This is a genomic window from Pseudomonas sp. NFX98, assembly GCF_047784845.1.
In the GTDB taxonomy this organism is placed as follows: domain Bacteria; phylum Pseudomonadota; class Gammaproteobacteria; order Pseudomonadales; family Pseudomonadaceae; genus Aquipseudomonas.
Genome location: NZ_JBLNNF010000008.1, coordinates 38,753 through 55,934 on the forward strand (window position 1 = coordinate 38,753; position 17,182 = coordinate 55,934).

Below are 17,182 nucleotides of genomic sequence, written 5' to 3' on the forward strand. Positions count from 1 at the left end.
CAAGGACGGATTCATCCCAATGGACCAGACAGCATTTGCGGCAAATACCTTCACCAACTATCGAAAACTGATCTCGCTGGCAGATCATGACTGGGAAACCGCCGAAGCCGGAAAGATCGCCGGGCTCAATGTCGAGATCAAGAGCGCGAACCGAATGGTTGACCAATACGGACGTGCGTTCCATCACTTCTGTACCACGTCCTATCTGGGTCTGGATCATCACCCTGCCCTGCTTCAAGGGGCCATGACCACGCTATGGGAAACCGGCACTTTGCGAGTCGCCAACTCAAAGAATCGTTGCAAGCTGGCGGTTCTCGAACATTACGAAGCCGAGCTCTCGGCATTGTTCGGCGCCCATTGCCTGAGCACCTTGTCGTGCAGTGCAGCGAGCGCCGGACTGCTACCGTTGCTGGCCAGTGGCGTGTTCACGCAGAATCGTCCGCCCGTGATGGTCTTTGACCGGATGGCGCATTACTCGATGAACCATCTCAAGGCCGCTTGTGCCGATGAAACCAAGGTTGTGACCTGCCCGCACAACGACATGGATTTTCTGGAGAAGCAATGCCGACAACACCCGACAGTTGCGTACATCGCCGATGGCGCCTACAGCATGGGGGGCGTCGCGGACCTGGACAGTCTTTTGTATTTGAAGAACCGCTACGGGCTGTTTCTCTACATGGACGATTCCCACGCTCTGTCCGCCATAGGAAAATTCGGCGTTGGTCTGGTACGTCCCAGGCTTCACTCGCTGGATGATAATTGCCTGATCGTTGCATCGTTGGCGAAATCTTTTGGCGCCAGCGGTGGTGTAGTCATGCTGGGCAGTGAGCGGCAAAAGAAGCTGATTCAGCGCTACGGCGGCCCAAGCAATTGGTCACAAAGTCTGAACAGTGCGGCCATTGGCGCGGGCAGAGCCTCTATCGTCTTGCATCGCACGCAAGAATTTATCGCGTTGCAGGAAAAGCTTCAGGCCAACATCCAGCTCTTTGACAGCCTCATACAAACCGACCAGCACCAAAGCAACATGGCCATTCGGTTGGTTCCCTGCGGGCAAGCGACGTTGGCGAACCGTATTGCCATTAAACTGGCCGATCTCGGTTTCTTTACCTCGGCTGTTTTCTTTCCGGTGGTTGCGCAAGGTAACGCCGCCATCAGAATCACCTTGCGGGCCGATATGGAGCCCATGCTGATTCGCCATTTTTGTGGACTCATCGCCGAGCTGCTGCAGGCTCATGGTCGGGATGTCTGCCGCTGATCCCAAGGACGATTCAATGAAGAGCACCACCACCCTCCTCGTCACCTGTAGCACAGTGTTTCTCGCTCAATTGGGCATGAGCATTTACCTGCCGGCATTGCCCGACATTGCACGTGAACTGACTGTCGACGCTTCGCTGGTTTCATGGGGGTTGGCGGTGTACCTGATCGGCATGGCCCTGCCGATGCTGTTCTGGGGCAGCCTGGCCCAGCGTATCGGCCGCAAACCGGTGTTGCTGGCGGCACTGGTTATTTACGGTCTGGGAAATCTCGCTTTGCCCCTGGGCTCGACACTGGAGTCTTTTCTGGTCCTGCGCCTGCTTCAGGGAGTCGGGGCCAGCGGCATTTCGGTGATGGCCCGGGTGTTGATCCGCGACAGCTTCAGCGGTGACCTGCTGGCCAAGGCGTTGTCCTGGCTATCCATTTCTTTTGTTGTGGCACTGGGTATCGGCCAGTACCTGGGGTCGATCATTCAAGTGGCGTTGGGCTGGCCGGCAATTTTCTACTGGTTGGGTGGCGTCAGTCTCGCGATGGCGGTGGTCGTGGCGCGGATCACTTTTGCGACCCGCGTGGAGGAAAATGCCCGGTCATCCACCTGGCCGAGCTACTGGCAGATTCTTCGCCATCGGGACTTTCTGTTGCCGGCGCTGGCCGGGGGATTGGGCTACGGAGTAATCATTGCCTTCAACACCGCTGCACCCGTGATTCTGCAAGGACCGTTCTATTGGTCACCCGTAGAGTACGGATTGTTGGGATGGCCCATCAGCGCGGCGTACTTTCTGGGGGCGCTGGGGGTCAACGGTCTGGTACTTCGCACTGGTCGACTCTGGCTTATGACCGTAGGTGTCGGACTGGTGCTGGCCGGAACCGCCGTGATGTTGCTGGGGAGCGTAGCGGCCACCTCCATAGCGCTTCTGTTCTGGTTGCCTTATTGCTTTGCCGTGCTCGGGCAATCACTCAACTATCCCATCAGCCTGTCTTTGGCCAACGATGGCGCGCCGATCGGCGGTGCCTATGCGATGGCGCTGAGCGGCTTCATCCATCAACTGATGGCTGCCACCATCGGGGCGATGGCGAGTTTCATCGCCAGTGCGCAGGCATGGCCCTTGTCGCTGTTCTGCAACTTGCTGGCCTTGGCGGCGATGATCTGCGTGATGCTGACCAGGCTCCCCACGCGACCGTGATAAAGTCGCCGCCCATCAGCCCCTTTTTGCCGTGAGTCGAACAACGCAATGACCGATTTCCAGGATGTCGATGCCCAACTTGAAGACTGGAACGCCCTGCGCACGAGCGCCGCGTTCGGTGGCCTGCTGGTGGGCAACGGCGCCAGCCGCGCGGTGTGGGACGATTTCGGCTACGACTCGCTGTTCGAAAATGCCCGCACCGTTGAAGAAAAACCGCTGAGCCCCTCGGAGCTGAGTGTGTTCGAGGCGATGCAGAGCCGCAGTTTCGAACAAGTGCTGAGCGCGCTGAAAACCACCAGCCGGGTCAACAAGGCCCTGGCCGTCAGTTCCGCCGCGCCGCGCAATCGTTACTACGCGATCAAGGAAGCGCTAATCAATACCGTGCATGCGGTGCACATCCCCTGGCGGTTGGTCGTGCCTTCGACGCTGGCGACGATCAATCAGGAGTTGGCCAGCTATCGCACGGTGTTTACCACCAATTACGACTTGCTTAACTACTGGGCGTTGCAACACCAGCCCGAGTCGATCACCGATCTGTTCCAGGGTGCCGAACCCGCCTTCGACCTGAGCGCCACCGCCACCGATAAAACCCGTTTGCTGTACCTGCACGGCGGCCTGCACCTGGTGCGCAACCAGGACGGCACGGCGCGCAAGCTGATGTCGACCGAGGGCACGTTGCTCGGTAATTTCGCCATCAACAACACGATCAAGACCCTCGACGACGTGCCGTTGTTCGTCAACGAAGGGCCGAGTGCGGACAAGCTCAAGACCATTCGCAGTTCGGATTACCTGTCGTTCTGCTACCAGCAGTTACTCGGCCATGGTGATGGTTTGTGCATTTTCGGGCATGCGCTGGGTGAGCAGGACAGTCACATCATCCATGCCTTGCGTCTGGCGAAACCGGCCGTGGTGGCGATCTCGATTTATCCGCGCAGCAAGGCGTTCATCCAGCATCAGAAGCGGCATTACGCGAAGGTGTTTGAGGGGACCGGGGTTGAGCTGCGGTTTTTTGATTCGAAGACGCATGCTTTGGGTAGTTCGAAGCTGACGGTTCCAGTCGAGGTTTAGAACAAAATCAAAAGATCGCAGCCTTCGGCAGCTCCTACACCGATCCATGTAGGAGCTGCCGAAGGCTGCGATCTTTTAGCGGGCCTCATTCCTCCGCGCTATGCACCACCACCAGCAACTGCGCCTGCACCTCGCCCACCGAGCGAATCCGGTGCGGTTTCTGTGAGTTGAAGTGCAGCGCGTCGCCGCGACTCAGCAGCACACGTTCGCTGACAAAATCCACTTCCACCTGCCCTTCATGGACGAACAAAAACTCTTCGCCCAAATGCTCCTTGAAGGCCTTGTCGGTGAATTCGGTCGGCGGATAGATGATGAACGGCAACAGGCTGCGCTCGCTAACCTGATGGGCCAGCACCGCGTATCCCGGACTTTCGTCGCTGGCTCCCAACGGTTGGCGCTCGTGGCTGCGCACCAGGCTGTAGCTGTCGAGGCTGACCTTGTCTTCGGAGAACAGCTCCTCGACCTTCACGTTCAACGCCTTGGCCAGTTTCAGCGCAGCCGCAATTGACGGCGTGTTAAGCCCGCGTTCGACCTTTGACAGGTAACTCTTGGTCATGCCGGATTTTTCCGCCAGTGCCTCAAGGGTTACGCCAAGTTTTTTTCTCAATAATTTCAAACGGATAGACATTTAAAACGATTAATCCATCAAGGAGGCGACAAATTGTCCTTGCTCATGACACAAAGTGTCATATAGCATCTTTCGTGTCATCCGCATGACCCTGCCAAAGAGGACTCCGATATGGCGAAGACATTAGCACTGCCCAAAGATCAACTGGTCAAGCAAGCGCTCAGCCAGATGCAAAATACCCTCGCGGATAATACGTGGACCGACCGGCAAAAGCTGGCCCTGACCTGCCGCATTCTGTTCGAGAATGGCCATGATTCCGGTCTGGCCGGGCAAATCACCGCCCGTGGCCCGCAACCGGGCACTTACTACACTCAACAACTGGGCCTGGGTTTCGACGAAATCACCGCGGGCAACCTGTTGCTGGTCAACGAAGACCTGGAAGTGCTTGAAGGCCACGGCATGCCCAACCCGGCCAACCGCTTCCACAGCTGGGTGTACCGCGCGCGGCCGGATGTGAACTGCATCATTCACACCCACCCGACCCATGTCGCCGCACTGTCGATGCTCGAAGTGCCACTGCAGATCTCGCACATGGACCTCTGCCCGCTCTACGAAGACTGTGCGTTTCTCGAAGGCTGGCCAGGCGTGCCGGTGGGCAACGAAGAAGGCGACCTGATTGCCGGCGCACTGGGCGACAAACGGGCGATCCTGCTTTCCCACCACGGCCAGTTGTCCACCGGCACCACCATCGAGGAAGCCTGTGTGATTGCGCAGCTGATCGAACGCGCCGCCAAGTTGCAGCTGCTGGCGATGAGCGCCGGGACCATAAAGCCGATCATTCCAGAGCTGGGCCGTGAAGCCCATGACTGGATCGCCCGGCCCAAGCGCCACGCCGCCGCTTTCAATTACTACGCTCGGCAGAACCTGCGTCAACACGCCGATTGCCTGAACTGAATCCAGACCTTTTTCAACGGAGAGACACCATGTCCACCGCAAACATTCACGGCATCATCGGCTACACCATCACCCCGTTCACCGCCAACGGCGAAAGCGTTGATCTTGACGCGCTCGGGCGCTCCATCAATCGCTTGATCGACGACGGCGTGCATTCCATCGCGCCACTGGGCAGCACTGGCGAAGGCGCTTACCTGAGCGACGCGGAGTGGGATCAGGTCGCCGAATTCAGCATCAAGCATGTGGCCAAACGCGTGCCGACCATCGTCAGCGTGTCCGACCTGACCACCGCCAAAGCAGTCCGCCGCGCACGTTTCGCCGAGGCCCACGGAGCCGACGTGGTGATGGTGCTGCCGACGTCCTACTGGAAACTCAGCGAAGCGGAAATCCTCGCTCACTACCGCGCCATCGGCGACAGCATCGGCGTGCCGATCATGCTCTATAACAACCCGGCCACCAGCGGCACCGACATGTCGGTGGACCTGATCCTGCGCATCGTCAACGGCGTGGAAAACGTGACCATGGTCAAGGAGAGCACCGGCGACATCCAGCGCATGCATCAACTGCAACGCCTGGGCGAGGGCCGGGTGCCGTTCTACAACGGCTGCAACCCGCTCGCACTGGAAGCCTTCGCGGCCGGGGCCAAAGGCTGGTGCACGGCGGCACCGAACCTGATCCCGCAGCTCAACCTGGATTTGTATGAAGCGGTGCGGGCCAACGATCTGGGCAAGGCGCGCGACCTGTTCTATCGCCAGTTGCCGTTGCTCGATTTCATTCTGAAGGGCGGTTTGCCGGCGACGATCAAGGCGGGGTTGCGCCAAACCGGGCTGGAGGTGGGTGATCCGCGGTTGCCGGTGTTTCCGTTGGGTGAGGCGGGGATTGCTCAGTTGCAAGGGTTGATCGAGACCTTGCGTTAAAACACAAAACCTGTAGGAGCGAGCCTGCTCGCGATGGCGGTGTAGCAGTCAACATAGATGTTGAATGTTATGGCCTCATCGCGAGCAGGCTCGCTCCTACAAGGGATGTGTGTTGGATTCAGAGGACCGGCAAGGTCTTGTCCTTGATCACTTTGGTCGGCCCGTTGGCCTTCACACTGGCGATGCCTTTCTCCATCGCGGCATCGGAGGAATACGATTCGCTGCTGCCGATAATCTCGTGGTTACCGGCCTTCAGATTGAAATAAGGATGGCCATCCTTGGTGGCTTTCTTCTCGTAGCGCTCATCCAGCGGGCTGTTGGCCTGGACCGAGGCAATGCCTTTGTCGGCTGCGGCGCGGGTGGTGTACAGCTCACTGGTCAGAATGGTTTCGGCATTCGCCGCCTTCAGCACAAACCTGAACTGACCGCTGCTGCTTTTGCTCACTTCGTACCATCCGGACATGCTGTTTCTCCTTGGCGATTGAGAGATTGCGCGCTTCAGAGTAAAGACCAAGCCGGGATTTCTGTCGCCTATATGGACCCCATCGCGGGCAAGCCCGCTCCCACAGGGATTGCGCTGAACCTGTGGGAGCGAGCTTGCTCGCGATGGGGTCGATGCGGTGTTCCTACTTCACCACTGCCCGCACCACCGACAATTCCGGAGCAGCCACCCGCCGCTGACTCAAATACCGCGTACAACTCACCCGCAAGAACGAAGCGAAATTCACCACCTCGCCGCGATAGTCCATCACTTCTTCATACAGCTTGGCGATCAACTGGTTGGTGGTCATGCCGTCGACCTCGGCGATTTCGCTGAGGATGTCCCAGAACTGATTCTCCAGCCGCAGCGTGGTCACCACCCCGCAGATGCGCAGCGAGCGGGAGCGCGATTCGTAGAGAATCGGGTCGGCCTTGACGTAGAGCTCGCACATGCACAGGTTCCTCGTTACAGGGTGATTTTCGTGCCCAGCAGTCCAAGAAAACCGGCGAGCCAGTTCGGGTGGGCAGGCCAGGCGGGCGCCGTGGCCAGATTGCCTTGAACATGGCCGTCCGTCACCGGGATGTCGATGAACGTACCGCCGGCCAGACGCACTTCCGGAGCGCAGGCCGGGTAAGCGCTGCACTCACGACCTTCGAGAATCCCTGCCGCCGCCAGCAATTGCGCACCGTGACACACCGCGGCAATCGGCTTGCCGGCCTTGTCGAAGTCGCGTACCAGTTCCAGGACTTTTTCATTCAGCCGCAGGTACTCCGGCGCACGACCGCCCGGGATCAGCACCGCGTCGTAATCCGCCGCCTTGACCTTGGCGAAGTCGAAGTTCAGGGCAAACAGGTGACCGGGTTTTTCGCTGTAGGTCTGGTCGCCTTCGAAGTCATGGATGGCCGTGCGTACAGTCTGGCCGGCGGTTTTGTCCGGGCAAACCGCATGAACGGTGTGGCCGACCATCAGCAGCGCCTGGAACGGCACCATCACTTCGTAGTCTTCAACAAAATCGCCGACCAGCATCAGAATTTTTTTCGCTGCCATGGGGAGGACTCCTCTGGAAAATGCGTAGGAGTATTCAAGGTAGTCCGATTCCGGCGGGTCGGGTAACAACCGGCTACTACGGTAAATCACTTGTAGGAGCTGTCGAGTGAAACGAGGCTGCGATCTTTTGATTGTGATTCTAAAAACAAGATCAAAAGATCGCAGCCTTCGGCAGCTCCTACGTTGGGAGCTTCGCTCCCAACTGTACGGATAACTCTGTACCTAGCTGTAACAGCGGGAAACCCACGGTTTATGGCTATATGAAGCCTTACTCCATCACCCAACATTCTGGTTGCCATCATGTCCTCCCGCGAAAACACCGGCATGGCCCTGGGCCTGCTCGGCGTTGTGATCTTCAGCCTCACCCTGCCCTTCACACGGATCGTCGTGCAGGAACTCCATCCGCTGCTCAACGGCCTCGGCCGCGCATTGTTCGCGGCGGTTCCGGCAGCGTTACTGTTGCTGTGGCGCCGGGAAAAGTGGCCGACCTGGAAACAGGTCAAAGGCCTGAGCCTGGTGATTGCCGGCGTGATCCTCGGTTTCCCGGTGTTGTCAGCCTGGGCCATGCAAACCTTGCCGGCGTCCCACGGCGCGTTGGTCAATGGCCTACAACCGCTGTGCGTGGCGCTGTATGCGGCGTGGTTGTCCCATGAACGTCCGTCAAAAGCCTTCTGGGCCTGCGCCGCATTGGGCAGTGCATTGGTGCTCGGTTATGCGCTGATCAGCGGTGCCGGCAGCATTCAGGCCGGTGACTTGCTGATGCTCGGGGCGATTGCGGTGGGCGGTTTGGGTTATGCCGAAGGTGGCCGGTTGGCCAAGGAGATGGGCGGTTGGCAGGTGATCTGCTGGGCGTTGGTGCTGTCGACACCGCTGCTGATTGGCCCGGTGCTGTATCTGGCGTTGCAGCATCAGGGTGAAATTTCCACCAAGACCTGGTGGGCCTTCGGTTACGTCTCGCTGTTTTCGCAGTTCATCGGCTTCTTTGCCTGGTACGCCGGGCTGGCCATGGGTGGCATTGCCCGGGTCAGTCAGATTCAGTTGCTGCAAATTTTCTTCACCATCGCTTTTTCAGCGTTGTTCTTCGGTGAACACGTCGAGCCGATTACCTGGCTGTTTGCGGCCGGGGTGATCGTGACGGTGGTGCTTGGGCGCAAGACGGCGGTCATACCGGCACGTATTGCCACCACATAAACCCTGTAGGAGCTGCCGAAGGCTGCGATCTTTTGATTTCAAAGATCAAGATCAAAAGATCGCAGCCTTCGGCAGCTCCTACAGGGGCGCGATCATCTCAGGTAACCGTCGGCGCGCAACAGCGTTTCCAGGCAATGCTCGCTGATGTGGTAGAAATCCTTCAGTTCCTGAATCTTCACCAACAGCTGGGCCGGATCAACCGGCTCGGCGCGCTTGACCGCCAGGATCATCTTGTTCTTGTTGGTGTGGTCCAGCGAGATGAACTCGAACACCTTGGTCTCGTAGCCACAGGCTTCGAGGAACAGCGCACGCAAGCTGTCGGTGACCATTTCGGCTTGCTGGCCCAGGTGCAAGCCGTATTGCAGCATCGGCTTGAGCAGTGCCGGGCTCTGGATTTGCAGGCGGATCTGCTTGTGGCAGCACGGTGAGCACATGATGATCGATGCGCCGGAGCGAATGCCGGTATGGATCGCGTAGTCGGTAGCGATGTCGCAGGCGTGCAGCGCAATCATCACGTCCAGTTCGCTCGGCGCCACGCTGCGCACATCACCACATTTGAACACCAGCCCCGGGTGCTCAAGTTTGGCAGCCGCGGTGTTGCACAGAGTGACCATGTCCTCACGCAGTTCGACGCCGGTCACTTCGCCTTCGGCGTTCAAGGTATTGCGCAGGTAATCGTGGATGGCGAAGGTCAGGTAACCCTTGCCCGAACCGAAGTCCGCTACCCGTACCGGTTTGTCCAGCGCCAGCGGCGACGAGGTCAGCGCATGGCTGAAGACTTCGATGAACTTGTTGATCTGCTTCCACTTGCGCGACATCGCCGGGATCAGCTCGTGCTTGCTGTTTGTCACGCCGAGGTCAGCGAGGAACGGCCGGCTCAAGTCCAGGAAACGGTTTTTCTCACGGTTGTGCTCGGCGGATGGCACTTCGCGTAATTGCTGAGGCTTGCTCTTGAACAGCGAACTCTTGCCCTTTTTGCTGTATTCGAGCTGGGCTTCGTCGGTCAGAGCCAGTAAATGCGCATTTTTGAATGACGCTGGCAGCAGGTCGGCAATGTGCGCGACGCCTTCTTCCAGCGGCAGATTCTTGGTGATGTCGCGGGTCTTGTAGCGGTAAACGAAGGACAGGCACGGCTGCGCCTTGACCGTCACCGGTTTGATGATGATCCGCTGCAGGTCGGTCTCGGTGCCTGCGTACTTGGCCAGAACCAGTTTGATGAAGGCGTTTTGTTCGAGACTGGTTTGCAGCAGTTCGATGAATTGGGCGTGATGATCCGGCGCGAGGCTGGCGGGAGTGATGGTGACAGACATGAAAAAACGGCCTCGGGCAATGCGAATCAGGAATGGCGGGTATTTTAGGGGGGTTGGGGGTTTTGGGCACGGGGTTATTTTGTGGCAGGTCCTGGTCGTATCGCCCAAGACCTGAATACCCGGTTGAAACCTCAGGATTCCACCAGTCGAAGTTTGCGGTTGACTGGCGAGTTGATGACGTATTTGACAATCAGCCCTACCGGCACCGCCCAGGTCAGGCCGTTGGCGGGGTCAGTGACCACTGCCACGGTTTCGGAGCTTGCGGCGATATCCAGACGTCGGCGATCGTTGCTGGACTTGAGTGTCCCATAGGCATGGCTGACCAGCCTTTCCGCCAGGTGCATCGGCACATCCACGCTTTGCAAATGCTTCACTGCACGACAGAACATCACCTGATCATCGGCCGCCACTTCACTTTCATGGCGGGCCAGAAAGGCTTGGGCAATCGCCAGCAGTTCCTCATTCAAATCCGCATCGTCATCCATTCCCTTCATGTTCATGTCTCCGGTTGCGCAGGGGTCGCCGCTGGGCTCACGACGACTGGGCGGGCGGCACGGCGCAACTCCGGCCCGGCGCAAGGCAGATGCACGGCGGGATTGGGCATGCCGCTGGGCGAAAGCTCATGGGTCATTTCAAATTCGGCCCGAACCGACCAGCCACAGGCTTCCGACGTACATTGCAAATACGCCACCCGCAGGAAAATATGCCGGCCCTCGCTGGTGCGAATGCGCATTCTGCTCAAGCAGTGTGGGCACACCATTTTATAGGTACTCATGCTTGAATCCCGGCGGTCATCTGGTGGTAATCGTTCTGATCAAACGCAATACTGCTGCAATCGTTGATCGCGACGGTCCGGTCTTGCGAAAAACGTCTGTCCGACAAAAGGAAGTGCATCGGGCAGACGCGCAATAGGTACGAGCCATGCTCGTAGGAAATCACCCTGATACCATTAGGAAGTTTCGACATCGTATTCTTCTGCTTCATAGTTGATGATTGATTACTTACAAGAAAAAAAGTACTCATTGCGCATACGCTAGGCACTCAAAAAGAATATGTCAAAAGGAAGAGGCTCAAATTGCGTAGCAAAAAATCACAAGCTGTTCTGACTCGCCTAAAGCAAGTCACCGGTACAAAAACCGATGCTTCCTTGTCCTCCGCGCTACAGATCAGTCCGCAAACCCTCAGCAGCTGGAAAGGTCGCGACAGCACACCATACTCATTATGCGTAGATCTCGCGCAAACTCGCGGCATTTCTCTCGACTGGCTGCTGCTGGGTGAAGGCCCGATCCTGCGGCAGGTACAGCCCGACTCCTGTGCAATTGATCAGGAGAGTACGACGCGAGAAAACACCATCCTCGCGCTCTGGCGAATGCTCGATGAAGATGATCGCAGCGCGATACAAAACGCATTGGAAGAAAAGCGCCGCCTGCGTGACCTCGAACTCAAACTGTCGGAAATGGCGACCATCCTGTCGTCACTGACACGCTCGACCGAAATCTGAATGCACCCGCCATTCGACACTTCATTGCCTCAAGGCACGCCACAACTCAATGATATTTCCCCCGCTGCGAACAATCAGCGCGCATGACAAAACACTCACACCGGCATGCCATGGGCTCACCGGGGCGAAAGTCAGCAACACATCGAAGCCGGCCAGGCAAAACATCCCCCCGCACAGACTGGTCAACAGTCTGTCACGCCAGCCGTGACGCGCTTCATCGCGCTGGTAACACGCCAGCCTGAAGGCACTGATCAAGTGCGCAATCCCCGTTACACCTGTCAGCGCAACCAGTTCATTGCCCATCACCCTCGCCCTCTCAGATGTCGAATGATTTCGCCGATACCGGCGCCATCGATCCACTGCATGAGCTTGATGCTGATGGGAATGACGATCATCGCGCACAGAAAAGCGGTCACGCCGGCCGTCAAAAAGGGTGCCAACGGCAGCGCGACGGGAGTAAACAGATAGCCGACTCCCGCCGACAAGAACCACGAGCCGATACGCTGCCAGGCCTTGAAGTTGGCGCGCGTCGTGGTCACCAGCCACGCCCCGAGGGAGGCACCGAACAGTACCTCGCCGTCAATCACCGGTAACGTTGCGATCCCCATTCCCAAAAGGAGCCCGCTGATGCTGTTATAGGTCGAATCAGTCAGGCCCATGCGCACCTCGCTGATCGTCCGGTTCAACGGTAATGGCGCCCGACTCAATCGCCTTGAACAGGGCCGCGCTACGAGAGCTGACGGCAAACTTGCGGCGAATATTGGAGAAGTGGAAATTGACTGTGGATTCCGAGCAGTTCTGAATCCTGGCGATTTCCCAAGACGTTTTACCTTTAAGGCACCACATCAAGGTTTGTGTCTCTTTCGCCGTCAGCTGTGCCGGAGGGATTTCTTTACCGTCTTCGAGTGTCACCCTCACATGAGGGTAGAGCGATTGTTGTTTTGACATGAGAACTCCCTCTACGTCAGAACGCCCCGTTCAGAGCGTTCGCTAATAGAGAGATGTTGAAGACACGTCGCCTCCCGGACAACGCACGGAAGTTGTATCGACCAATGCCACAAAAGCGCTCGCGGGAGAATGCTTAGCCGAGCACCACCAAACGGTTCGGCAACTCATTGCGCACATGCGTCACCGGCACATGCACCTTGAGCAGTTCGCCGCAGGCCTCGACGCAGCTGACAAAGCCTTGCAGCGTTTGCCCCTGCCGCACCTGCTGGGTGAATGCGGCGACAATCGCGTCCCAGTTCTTGTTGTCGAGGCGGCTGGAAATCCCCTCGTCCACCAGGATTTCCACATAACGCTCGGCTTCAGAGACGAAAATCAAGATGCCGGTGCTGCCCACGGTGTGGTGCAGGTTCTGCTCCAGGAACTGCCGGCGCGCCAGGTTCGAGGCGCGCCAGTGCCGCACTGAACGAGGGATCAGGTGAGTGGTGACTTTCGGAATCCGGAACACCAGGCACAGGACGATGAAGCTGATCCATTGCACCAGCAACAGGTTGTGCAGGGTCAGCCAGCCTGTCAGGTAATGCACGATCCCCGGCACCACCAGCGCCAGCAGGCTGGCCCACAGCAGCGGGATGTACGCATAGTCGTCGGCGCGCGCCGCAAGCACGGTCACCAGTTCCGCGTCGGTGTCGCGCTCGACCCGGGCGATTGCCTCGGCGACTTTGCGTTGTTCGTGTTCAGTCAGTAATGCCATGTTGTGAAGTGCCTGCTCATTTTTATTGTTACCAGCCGCCGGACGAACCACCGCCACCGAAACTGCCTCCACCGCCGCTGAAGCCCCCGCCTCCACCGCCGCCAAAACCACCACCGCCACCGAAACCGCCCCCGGAACCACCGGAGCCGCCACGGCCGGCGGGAAGGATACCGAGCATCTGGCAAACAAACACCGTCAGGATGAACAGCAACACCAGAAACACGAACAGCCCCGGATGCCGCGAGAGAAAATCGTCACTCGGGTCGCCGCCGGATTCATACACCGTCGACGGTTCGTCCAGCGGATTGCCGCCCAGCACCACCAGCATCGCCGCCACCCCGTCGCTGATGCCTTTGCTGAAGTTACCGGTCTTGAACGCCGGGGTGATGACCTGATTGATGATCACCGAACTTTGGGCGTCGGTCAGGCGATCTTCCAGTCCATAACCGACTTCAATGCGCAGTTTGCGCTCATCACGGGCGACTATGAGCAATGCGCCGTTGTTCTTGTCTTTCTGGCCGATGCCCCAGTAGCGGCCCAGTTGATAGCCGAAGTCGGCGATGTCGGCGCCCTGCAAGTCCGGCAACGTCACGATCACAAGTTGTTCACCCGTGACTTTCTCATGGGCCTGCAACTGCTGGGCAAGCTGCTCACGCACCGAGGGCTCGATCATCTGGGCGTTATCCACCACCCGCCCGGTCAGCTCCGGGAACTTCAATTCGGCCTGGACCGCCAGGGCAAACACCCAAAGCAACAACACCAGGCCAGCTTTCAACACGCGCATGGGGAACCTCGTCCGTGGTGACGCACCGATCAGAATTTAACTTCAGGCGGCTTTTCCGACCCCGGCGTGGCTTCGAAGGTCTCGCGCACCGGCAGGTTGCTGTACATCACGCTGTGCCACAGGCGGCCGGGGAACGTGCGAATCTCGGTGTTGTAGTTCTGCACCGCGAGGATGAAATCACGCCGCGCCACGCTGATCCGGTTCTCGGTGCCTTCGAGCTGCGATTGCAATGCGAGGAAATTCTGGTTGGCCTTCAGGTCCGGATAGCGCTCGGACACCACCATCAACCGGCTCAAGGCGCCACTGAGCTGATCCTGGGCCTGTTGGTATTGCTTGAGTTTTTCCGGGTTGTCGAGGGTCGAGGCGTCGACCTGGATCGAAGTGGCCTTGGCCCGCGCCTCGATCACCGCAGTCAGGGTCTCTTTCTCATGGGCGGCGTAGCCCTTGACGGTTTCCACCAGGTTGGGAATCAGGTCGGCGCGGCGCTGATACTGGTTCTGCACCTGACCCCAAGCGGCCTTGGCCTGCTCATCGAGGGTCGGGATGTTGTTGATGCCGCAGGCGGTCAGCAGCGTGGCCAGCACCAGCAAGGTGGCGATTTGCAGCCTCGACCGGTAAGACTCTCGTACATTCATATCAGTGATGCTCCCTTCACAGTCATTGAAAAAACAACCGGCAACCCTCTCGGCCGGCTCTTCGGGCATAATCGGCCGCGCCACTGGATTGCATCGGGGCAATGGGCTAAAAGATGCCCTGCGCAAAAAACTGCATCCGGCATTTTTTGAACCGGCACCCGAACAACAATAGTCGCTCCCTAAATTTTGGCTGGCCGGCGTGTACCTCGCCGTTTGGGCCCTTGAGAAAACTATTCATGAAGAAGCTGTGTTTGCTGGGCCTGTTCGTCAGCCTGGCCAGTCATAACGTATTGGCCGCCACGACGCCCGCACCTCTGGAGAACAAGGAAGCCTTCGTCAGCAATTTGATGAAGCAAATGACCCTCGATGAAAAAATCGGCCAGTTGCGCCTGATCAGCATCGGCCCGGAAATGCCCCGGGAGCTGATTCGCAAAGAGATCGCGGCCGGCAACATCGGCGGTACGTTCAACTCGATCACCCGTCCGGAAAACCGTCCGATGCAGGACGCGGCCATGCGCAGCCGGTTGAAGATCCCGATGTTCTTCGCCTATGACGTGATCCACGGCCACCGCACCATTTTCCCGATCCCGCTGGCCCTGGCGTCGAGCTGGGACATGGACGCCATCGGTCTGTCCGGGCGCATCGCCGCCAAGGAAGCCGCATCCGACAGCCTCGATATCACCTTCGCACCGATGGTCGATATCTCCCGCGATCCGCGCTGGGGCCGTACCTCCGAGGGCTTCGGCGAAGACACCTATCTCGTTTCGCGCATTGCCGGTGTGATGGTCAAGGCATTCCAGGGCACGGGCGCCAATGCGGCCGACAGCATCATGGCCAGCGTCAAGCACTTCGCCCTGTATGGCGCGGTCGAGGGTGGCCGCGACTACAACGTGGTCGACATGAGCCCGGTCAAGATGTACCAGGACTACTTGCCACCGTACCGCGCGGCGATCGATGCCGGTGCCGGCGGCGTGATGGTCGCGCTGAACTCGATCAACGGCGTGCCCGCCACCGCCAACACCTGGCTGATGAACGACCTGTTGCGCAAGGAATGGGGCTTCAAGGGCCTTGCGGTGAGCGACCACGGGGCGATTTTCGAGCTGATCAAGCACGGCGTCGCCGCTGACGGTCGCGAAGCCGCGAAGCTGGCGATCAAGGCCGGCATCCACATGAGCATGAACGACACCCTGTACGGCAAAGAACTGCCGGGGTTGTTGAAATCCGGCGAGATCCAGCAGAGCGACATCGACAACGCCGTGCGTGCGGTGCTCGACGCCAAGTACGACATGGGCCTGTTCAAGGACCCGTACCTGCGCATCGGCAAGGCCGAGGATGATCCGGCCGACACTTACGCCGACAGCCGCCTGCACCGTACCGAGGCCCGCGATGTCGCGCGCCGCAGCCTGGTGCTGCTGAAGAACCAGAACGAAACCCTGCCGCTGAAGAAGACCGCGAAAATCGCCCTGGTCGGCCCGCTGGCCAAGGCACCAATCGACATGATGGGCAGCTGGGCTGCTGCCGGCAAACCGGCGCAATCGGTGACCCTGTTCGACGGCATGACCACTGCGTTGGGTGATAAATCGACGCTGATCTATGCCCGTGGTGCCAACATCACCAGCGACAAGAAAATCCTCGACTACCTGAACTTCCTCAACTTCGATGCCCCGGAAGTGGTCGATGATCCGCGCCCGGCGAACGTGCTGATCGACGAAGCGGTGAAAGCCGCCAAGGATGCCGACGTGGTGGTTGCGGCTGTGGGCGAATCCCGTGGCATGTCCCACGAATCGTCGAGCCGTACCGATCTGAACATCCCGGAAAACCAGCGTGAACTGATCCGCGCCTTGAAAGCCACCGGCAAACCGCTGGTGCTGGTGCTGATGAACGGCCGTCCGCTGTCGATCCTCGAAGAGAAAGAGCAGGCTGACGCGATCCTGGAAACCTGGTTCAGCGGTACCGAAGGCGGCAACGCCATCGCCGACGTGCTGTTCGGCGACTACAACCCGTCGGGCAAACTGCCGATTTCCTTCCCGCGTTCGGTGGGCCAGATTCCGACCTACTACAACCACCTGACCATTGGCCGGCCGTTCACGCCGGGCAAACCGGGCAACTACACCTCGCAGTATTTCGATGACACCACCGGTCCGCTGTTCCCGTTCGGCTATGGCTTGAGCTACACCAGCTTCAGCCTGAGCGACATGGCCCTGTCATCGACCACGCTGAACAAGACCGGCAAGCTCGACGCCAGCGTCACGGTGAAGAACACCGGCAAGCGCGACGGTGAAACCGTGGTGCAGTTGTACATTCAGGACGAAACCGGTTCGATGATCCGTCCGATCAAGGAACTGAAAAACTTCCAGAAAGTGATGCTCAAGGCCGGCGAACAGAAAGTCGTGCACTTCACCATCACCGAGGACGACCTGAAGTTCTACAACACCCAGCTCAAGTACGCCGCCGAGCCGGGCAAGTTCAACGTGCAGATCGGCCTGGATTCCCAAGACGTGACGCAGCAGAGTTTTGAACTGCTGTAACCCTTGAAAGCAAAAGATCGCAGCCTTCGGCAGCTCCTACAGGTGTACACATAACCCTGTA

The 17,182-nt window shown here is 58.7% G+C and carries 21 protein-coding genes; 8 read left to right on the top strand and 13 right to left on the bottom strand.

The window, feature by feature from the left end:
• Window positions 1-19 precede the first annotated feature (19 nt).
• From ACM110_RS12230 to ACM110_RS12240, 3 genes are read left to right on the top strand one after another with little or no spacing between them, the layout of a single operon-like run.
• Window positions 20-1,255: an aminotransferase class I/II-fold pyridoxal phosphate-dependent enzyme gene (locus ACM110_RS12230; RefSeq protein ID WP_416127966.1), complete on the top strand. Its 1,236-nt coding sequence runs from the start codon at window positions 20-22 to the stop codon at window positions 1,253-1,255.
• A gap of 16 nt (window positions 1,256-1,271) precedes the next feature.
• On the top strand, window positions 1,272-2,438 hold the full coding sequence (locus tag ACM110_RS12235) for an MFS transporter (protein WP_416127967.1): 1,167 nt from the start codon (window positions 1,272-1,274) through the stop codon (window positions 2,436-2,438).
• 48 nt (window positions 2,439-2,486) lie between these two features.
• Window positions 2,487-3,506, top strand: coding sequence for a DUF4917 family protein (locus ACM110_RS12240; protein ID WP_416127968.1), 1,020 nt, complete (start codon window positions 2,487-2,489; stop codon window positions 3,504-3,506).
• 85 nt (window positions 3,507-3,591) lie between these two features.
• On the opposite strand, the gene ACM110_RS12245 is transcribed toward ACM110_RS12240, so the two are convergent.
• The gene (locus ACM110_RS12245; RefSeq protein WP_338585176.1) at window positions 3,592-4,134 is read right to left on the bottom strand and encodes an XRE family transcriptional regulator; all 543 of its coding nucleotides are present in this window, start codon (window positions 4,132-4,134) and stop codon (window positions 3,592-3,594) included.
• Window positions 4,135-4,245: 111 nt separating this feature from the next.
• Here ACM110_RS12245 and ACM110_RS12250 point away from each other — a divergent pair, with 111 nt between their 5' ends.
• A complete protein-coding gene (locus ACM110_RS12250) occupies window positions 4,246-5,028 on the top strand; it encodes an aldolase (protein ID WP_416127969.1) in 783 nt (260 codons plus the stop codon).
• Between the two features lie 29 nt (window positions 5,029-5,057).
• Window positions 5,058-5,945 carry a dihydrodipicolinate synthase family protein gene (locus ACM110_RS12255; RefSeq protein ID WP_416127970.1) on the top strand — a complete coding sequence of 296 codons (888 nt, stop codon included), beginning with the start codon at window positions 5,058-5,060 and terminating at the stop codon, window positions 5,943-5,945.
• A 118-nt stretch (window positions 5,946-6,063) separates the two neighbouring features.
• Here the strand turns inward: ACM110_RS12255 and ACM110_RS12260 are convergent, their stop codons facing one another.
• The 3 genes from ACM110_RS12260 to ACM110_RS12270 all read right to left on the bottom strand — a co-directional run bounded on the left by ACM110_RS12260 (window position 6,064) and on the right by ACM110_RS12270 (window position 7,473).
• Window positions 6,064-6,408, bottom strand: a complete 345-nt coding sequence (locus ACM110_RS12260) for a YegP family protein (protein ID WP_416127971.1) — start codon at window positions 6,406-6,408, stop codon at window positions 6,064-6,066.
• 163 nt (window positions 6,409-6,571) lie between these two features.
• The gene (locus ACM110_RS12265) at window positions 6,572-6,877 is read right to left on the bottom strand and encodes a ribbon-helix-helix domain-containing protein (RefSeq protein ID WP_137804664.1); all 306 of its coding nucleotides are present in this window, start codon (window positions 6,875-6,877) and stop codon (window positions 6,572-6,574) included.
• Between the two features lie 14 nt (window positions 6,878-6,891).
• Window positions 6,892-7,473 carry a DJ-1/PfpI family protein gene (locus tag ACM110_RS12270; protein WP_338585170.1) on the bottom strand — a complete coding sequence of 194 codons (582 nt, stop codon included), beginning with the start codon at window positions 7,471-7,473 and terminating at the stop codon, window positions 6,892-6,894.
• 300 nt (window positions 7,474-7,773) lie between these two features.
• Between ACM110_RS12270 and ACM110_RS12275 the strand changes: the two genes are divergently transcribed.
• Window positions 7,774-8,664: a DMT family transporter gene (locus ACM110_RS12275; protein WP_416127972.1), complete on the top strand. Its 891-nt coding sequence runs from the start codon at window positions 7,774-7,776 to the stop codon at window positions 8,662-8,664.
• Between the two features lie 92 nt (window positions 8,665-8,756).
• On the opposite strand, the gene ACM110_RS12280 is transcribed toward ACM110_RS12275, so the two are convergent.
• The 3 genes from ACM110_RS12280 to ACM110_RS12290 all read right to left on the bottom strand — a co-directional run bounded on the left by ACM110_RS12280 (window position 8,757) and on the right by ACM110_RS12290 (window position 10,749).
• The gene (locus ACM110_RS12280; protein WP_416127973.1) at window positions 8,757-9,974 is read right to left on the bottom strand and encodes a class I SAM-dependent methyltransferase; all 1,218 of its coding nucleotides are present in this window, start codon (window positions 9,972-9,974) and stop codon (window positions 8,757-8,759) included.
• Window positions 9,975-10,105: 131 nt separating this feature from the next.
• The gene (locus ACM110_RS12285) at window positions 10,106-10,468 is read right to left on the bottom strand and encodes a hypothetical protein (RefSeq protein WP_416127974.1); all 363 of its coding nucleotides are present in this window, start codon (window positions 10,466-10,468) and stop codon (window positions 10,106-10,108) included.
• Between the two features lie 2 nt (window positions 10,469-10,470).
• The gene (locus ACM110_RS12290; RefSeq protein WP_416127975.1) at window positions 10,471-10,749 is read right to left on the bottom strand and encodes an ogr/Delta-like zinc finger family protein; all 279 of its coding nucleotides are present in this window, start codon (window positions 10,747-10,749) and stop codon (window positions 10,471-10,473) included.
• 300 nt (window positions 10,750-11,049) lie between these two features.
• Here ACM110_RS12290 and ACM110_RS12295 point away from each other — a divergent pair, with 300 nt between their 5' ends.
• Window positions 11,050-11,475 (top strand): helix-turn-helix domain-containing protein, encoded by a 426-nt coding sequence (locus tag ACM110_RS12295; RefSeq protein ID WP_416127976.1) that lies wholly within the window; start codon window positions 11,050-11,052, stop codon window positions 11,473-11,475.
• A 21-nt stretch (window positions 11,476-11,496) separates the two neighbouring features.
• Here the strand turns inward: ACM110_RS12295 and ACM110_RS12300 are convergent, their stop codons facing one another.
• The 6 genes from ACM110_RS12300 to ACM110_RS12325 form a co-directional block, all read right to left on the bottom strand.
• Complete coding sequence (locus ACM110_RS12300; RefSeq protein WP_416127977.1) at window positions 11,497-11,778, bottom strand: phage holin family protein; 282 nt, start codon at window positions 11,776-11,778, stop codon at window positions 11,497-11,499.
• Entirely contained in the window at window positions 11,778-12,134 is a 357-nt protein-coding gene (locus tag ACM110_RS12305; RefSeq protein ID WP_416127978.1) for a putative holin, read from the bottom strand. Before ACM110_RS12305 ends, ACM110_RS12300 begins: the two co-directional genes overlap by 1 nt.
• The gene (locus tag ACM110_RS12310) at window positions 12,121-12,423 is read right to left on the bottom strand and encodes a helix-turn-helix transcriptional regulator (protein WP_416127979.1); all 303 of its coding nucleotides are present in this window, start codon (window positions 12,421-12,423) and stop codon (window positions 12,121-12,123) included. The genes ACM110_RS12305 and ACM110_RS12310 overlap by 14 nt, the downstream gene beginning before the upstream one ends.
• Before the next feature lie 133 nt (window positions 12,424-12,556).
• Window positions 12,557-13,174: a TPM domain-containing protein gene (locus ACM110_RS12315; protein WP_416127980.1), complete on the bottom strand. Its 618-nt coding sequence runs from the start codon at window positions 13,172-13,174 to the stop codon at window positions 12,557-12,559.
• Window positions 13,175-13,202: 28 nt separating this feature from the next.
• The gene (locus ACM110_RS12320) at window positions 13,203-13,958 is read right to left on the bottom strand and encodes a TPM domain-containing protein (protein WP_338585166.1); all 756 of its coding nucleotides are present in this window, start codon (window positions 13,956-13,958) and stop codon (window positions 13,203-13,205) included.
• 29 nt (window positions 13,959-13,987) lie between these two features.
• Window positions 13,988-14,593, bottom strand: coding sequence for a LemA family protein (locus ACM110_RS12325; RefSeq protein ID WP_338585165.1), 606 nt, complete (start codon window positions 14,591-14,593; stop codon window positions 13,988-13,990).
• 236 nt (window positions 14,594-14,829) lie between these two features.
• Between ACM110_RS12325 and bglX the strand changes: the two genes are divergently transcribed.
• Window positions 14,830-17,121, top strand: coding sequence for a beta-glucosidase BglX (gene bglX, locus ACM110_RS12330; protein WP_416127981.1), 2,292 nt, complete (start codon window positions 14,830-14,832; stop codon window positions 17,119-17,121).
• The last annotated feature ends 61 nt before the right edge of the window (window positions 17,122-17,182 follow it).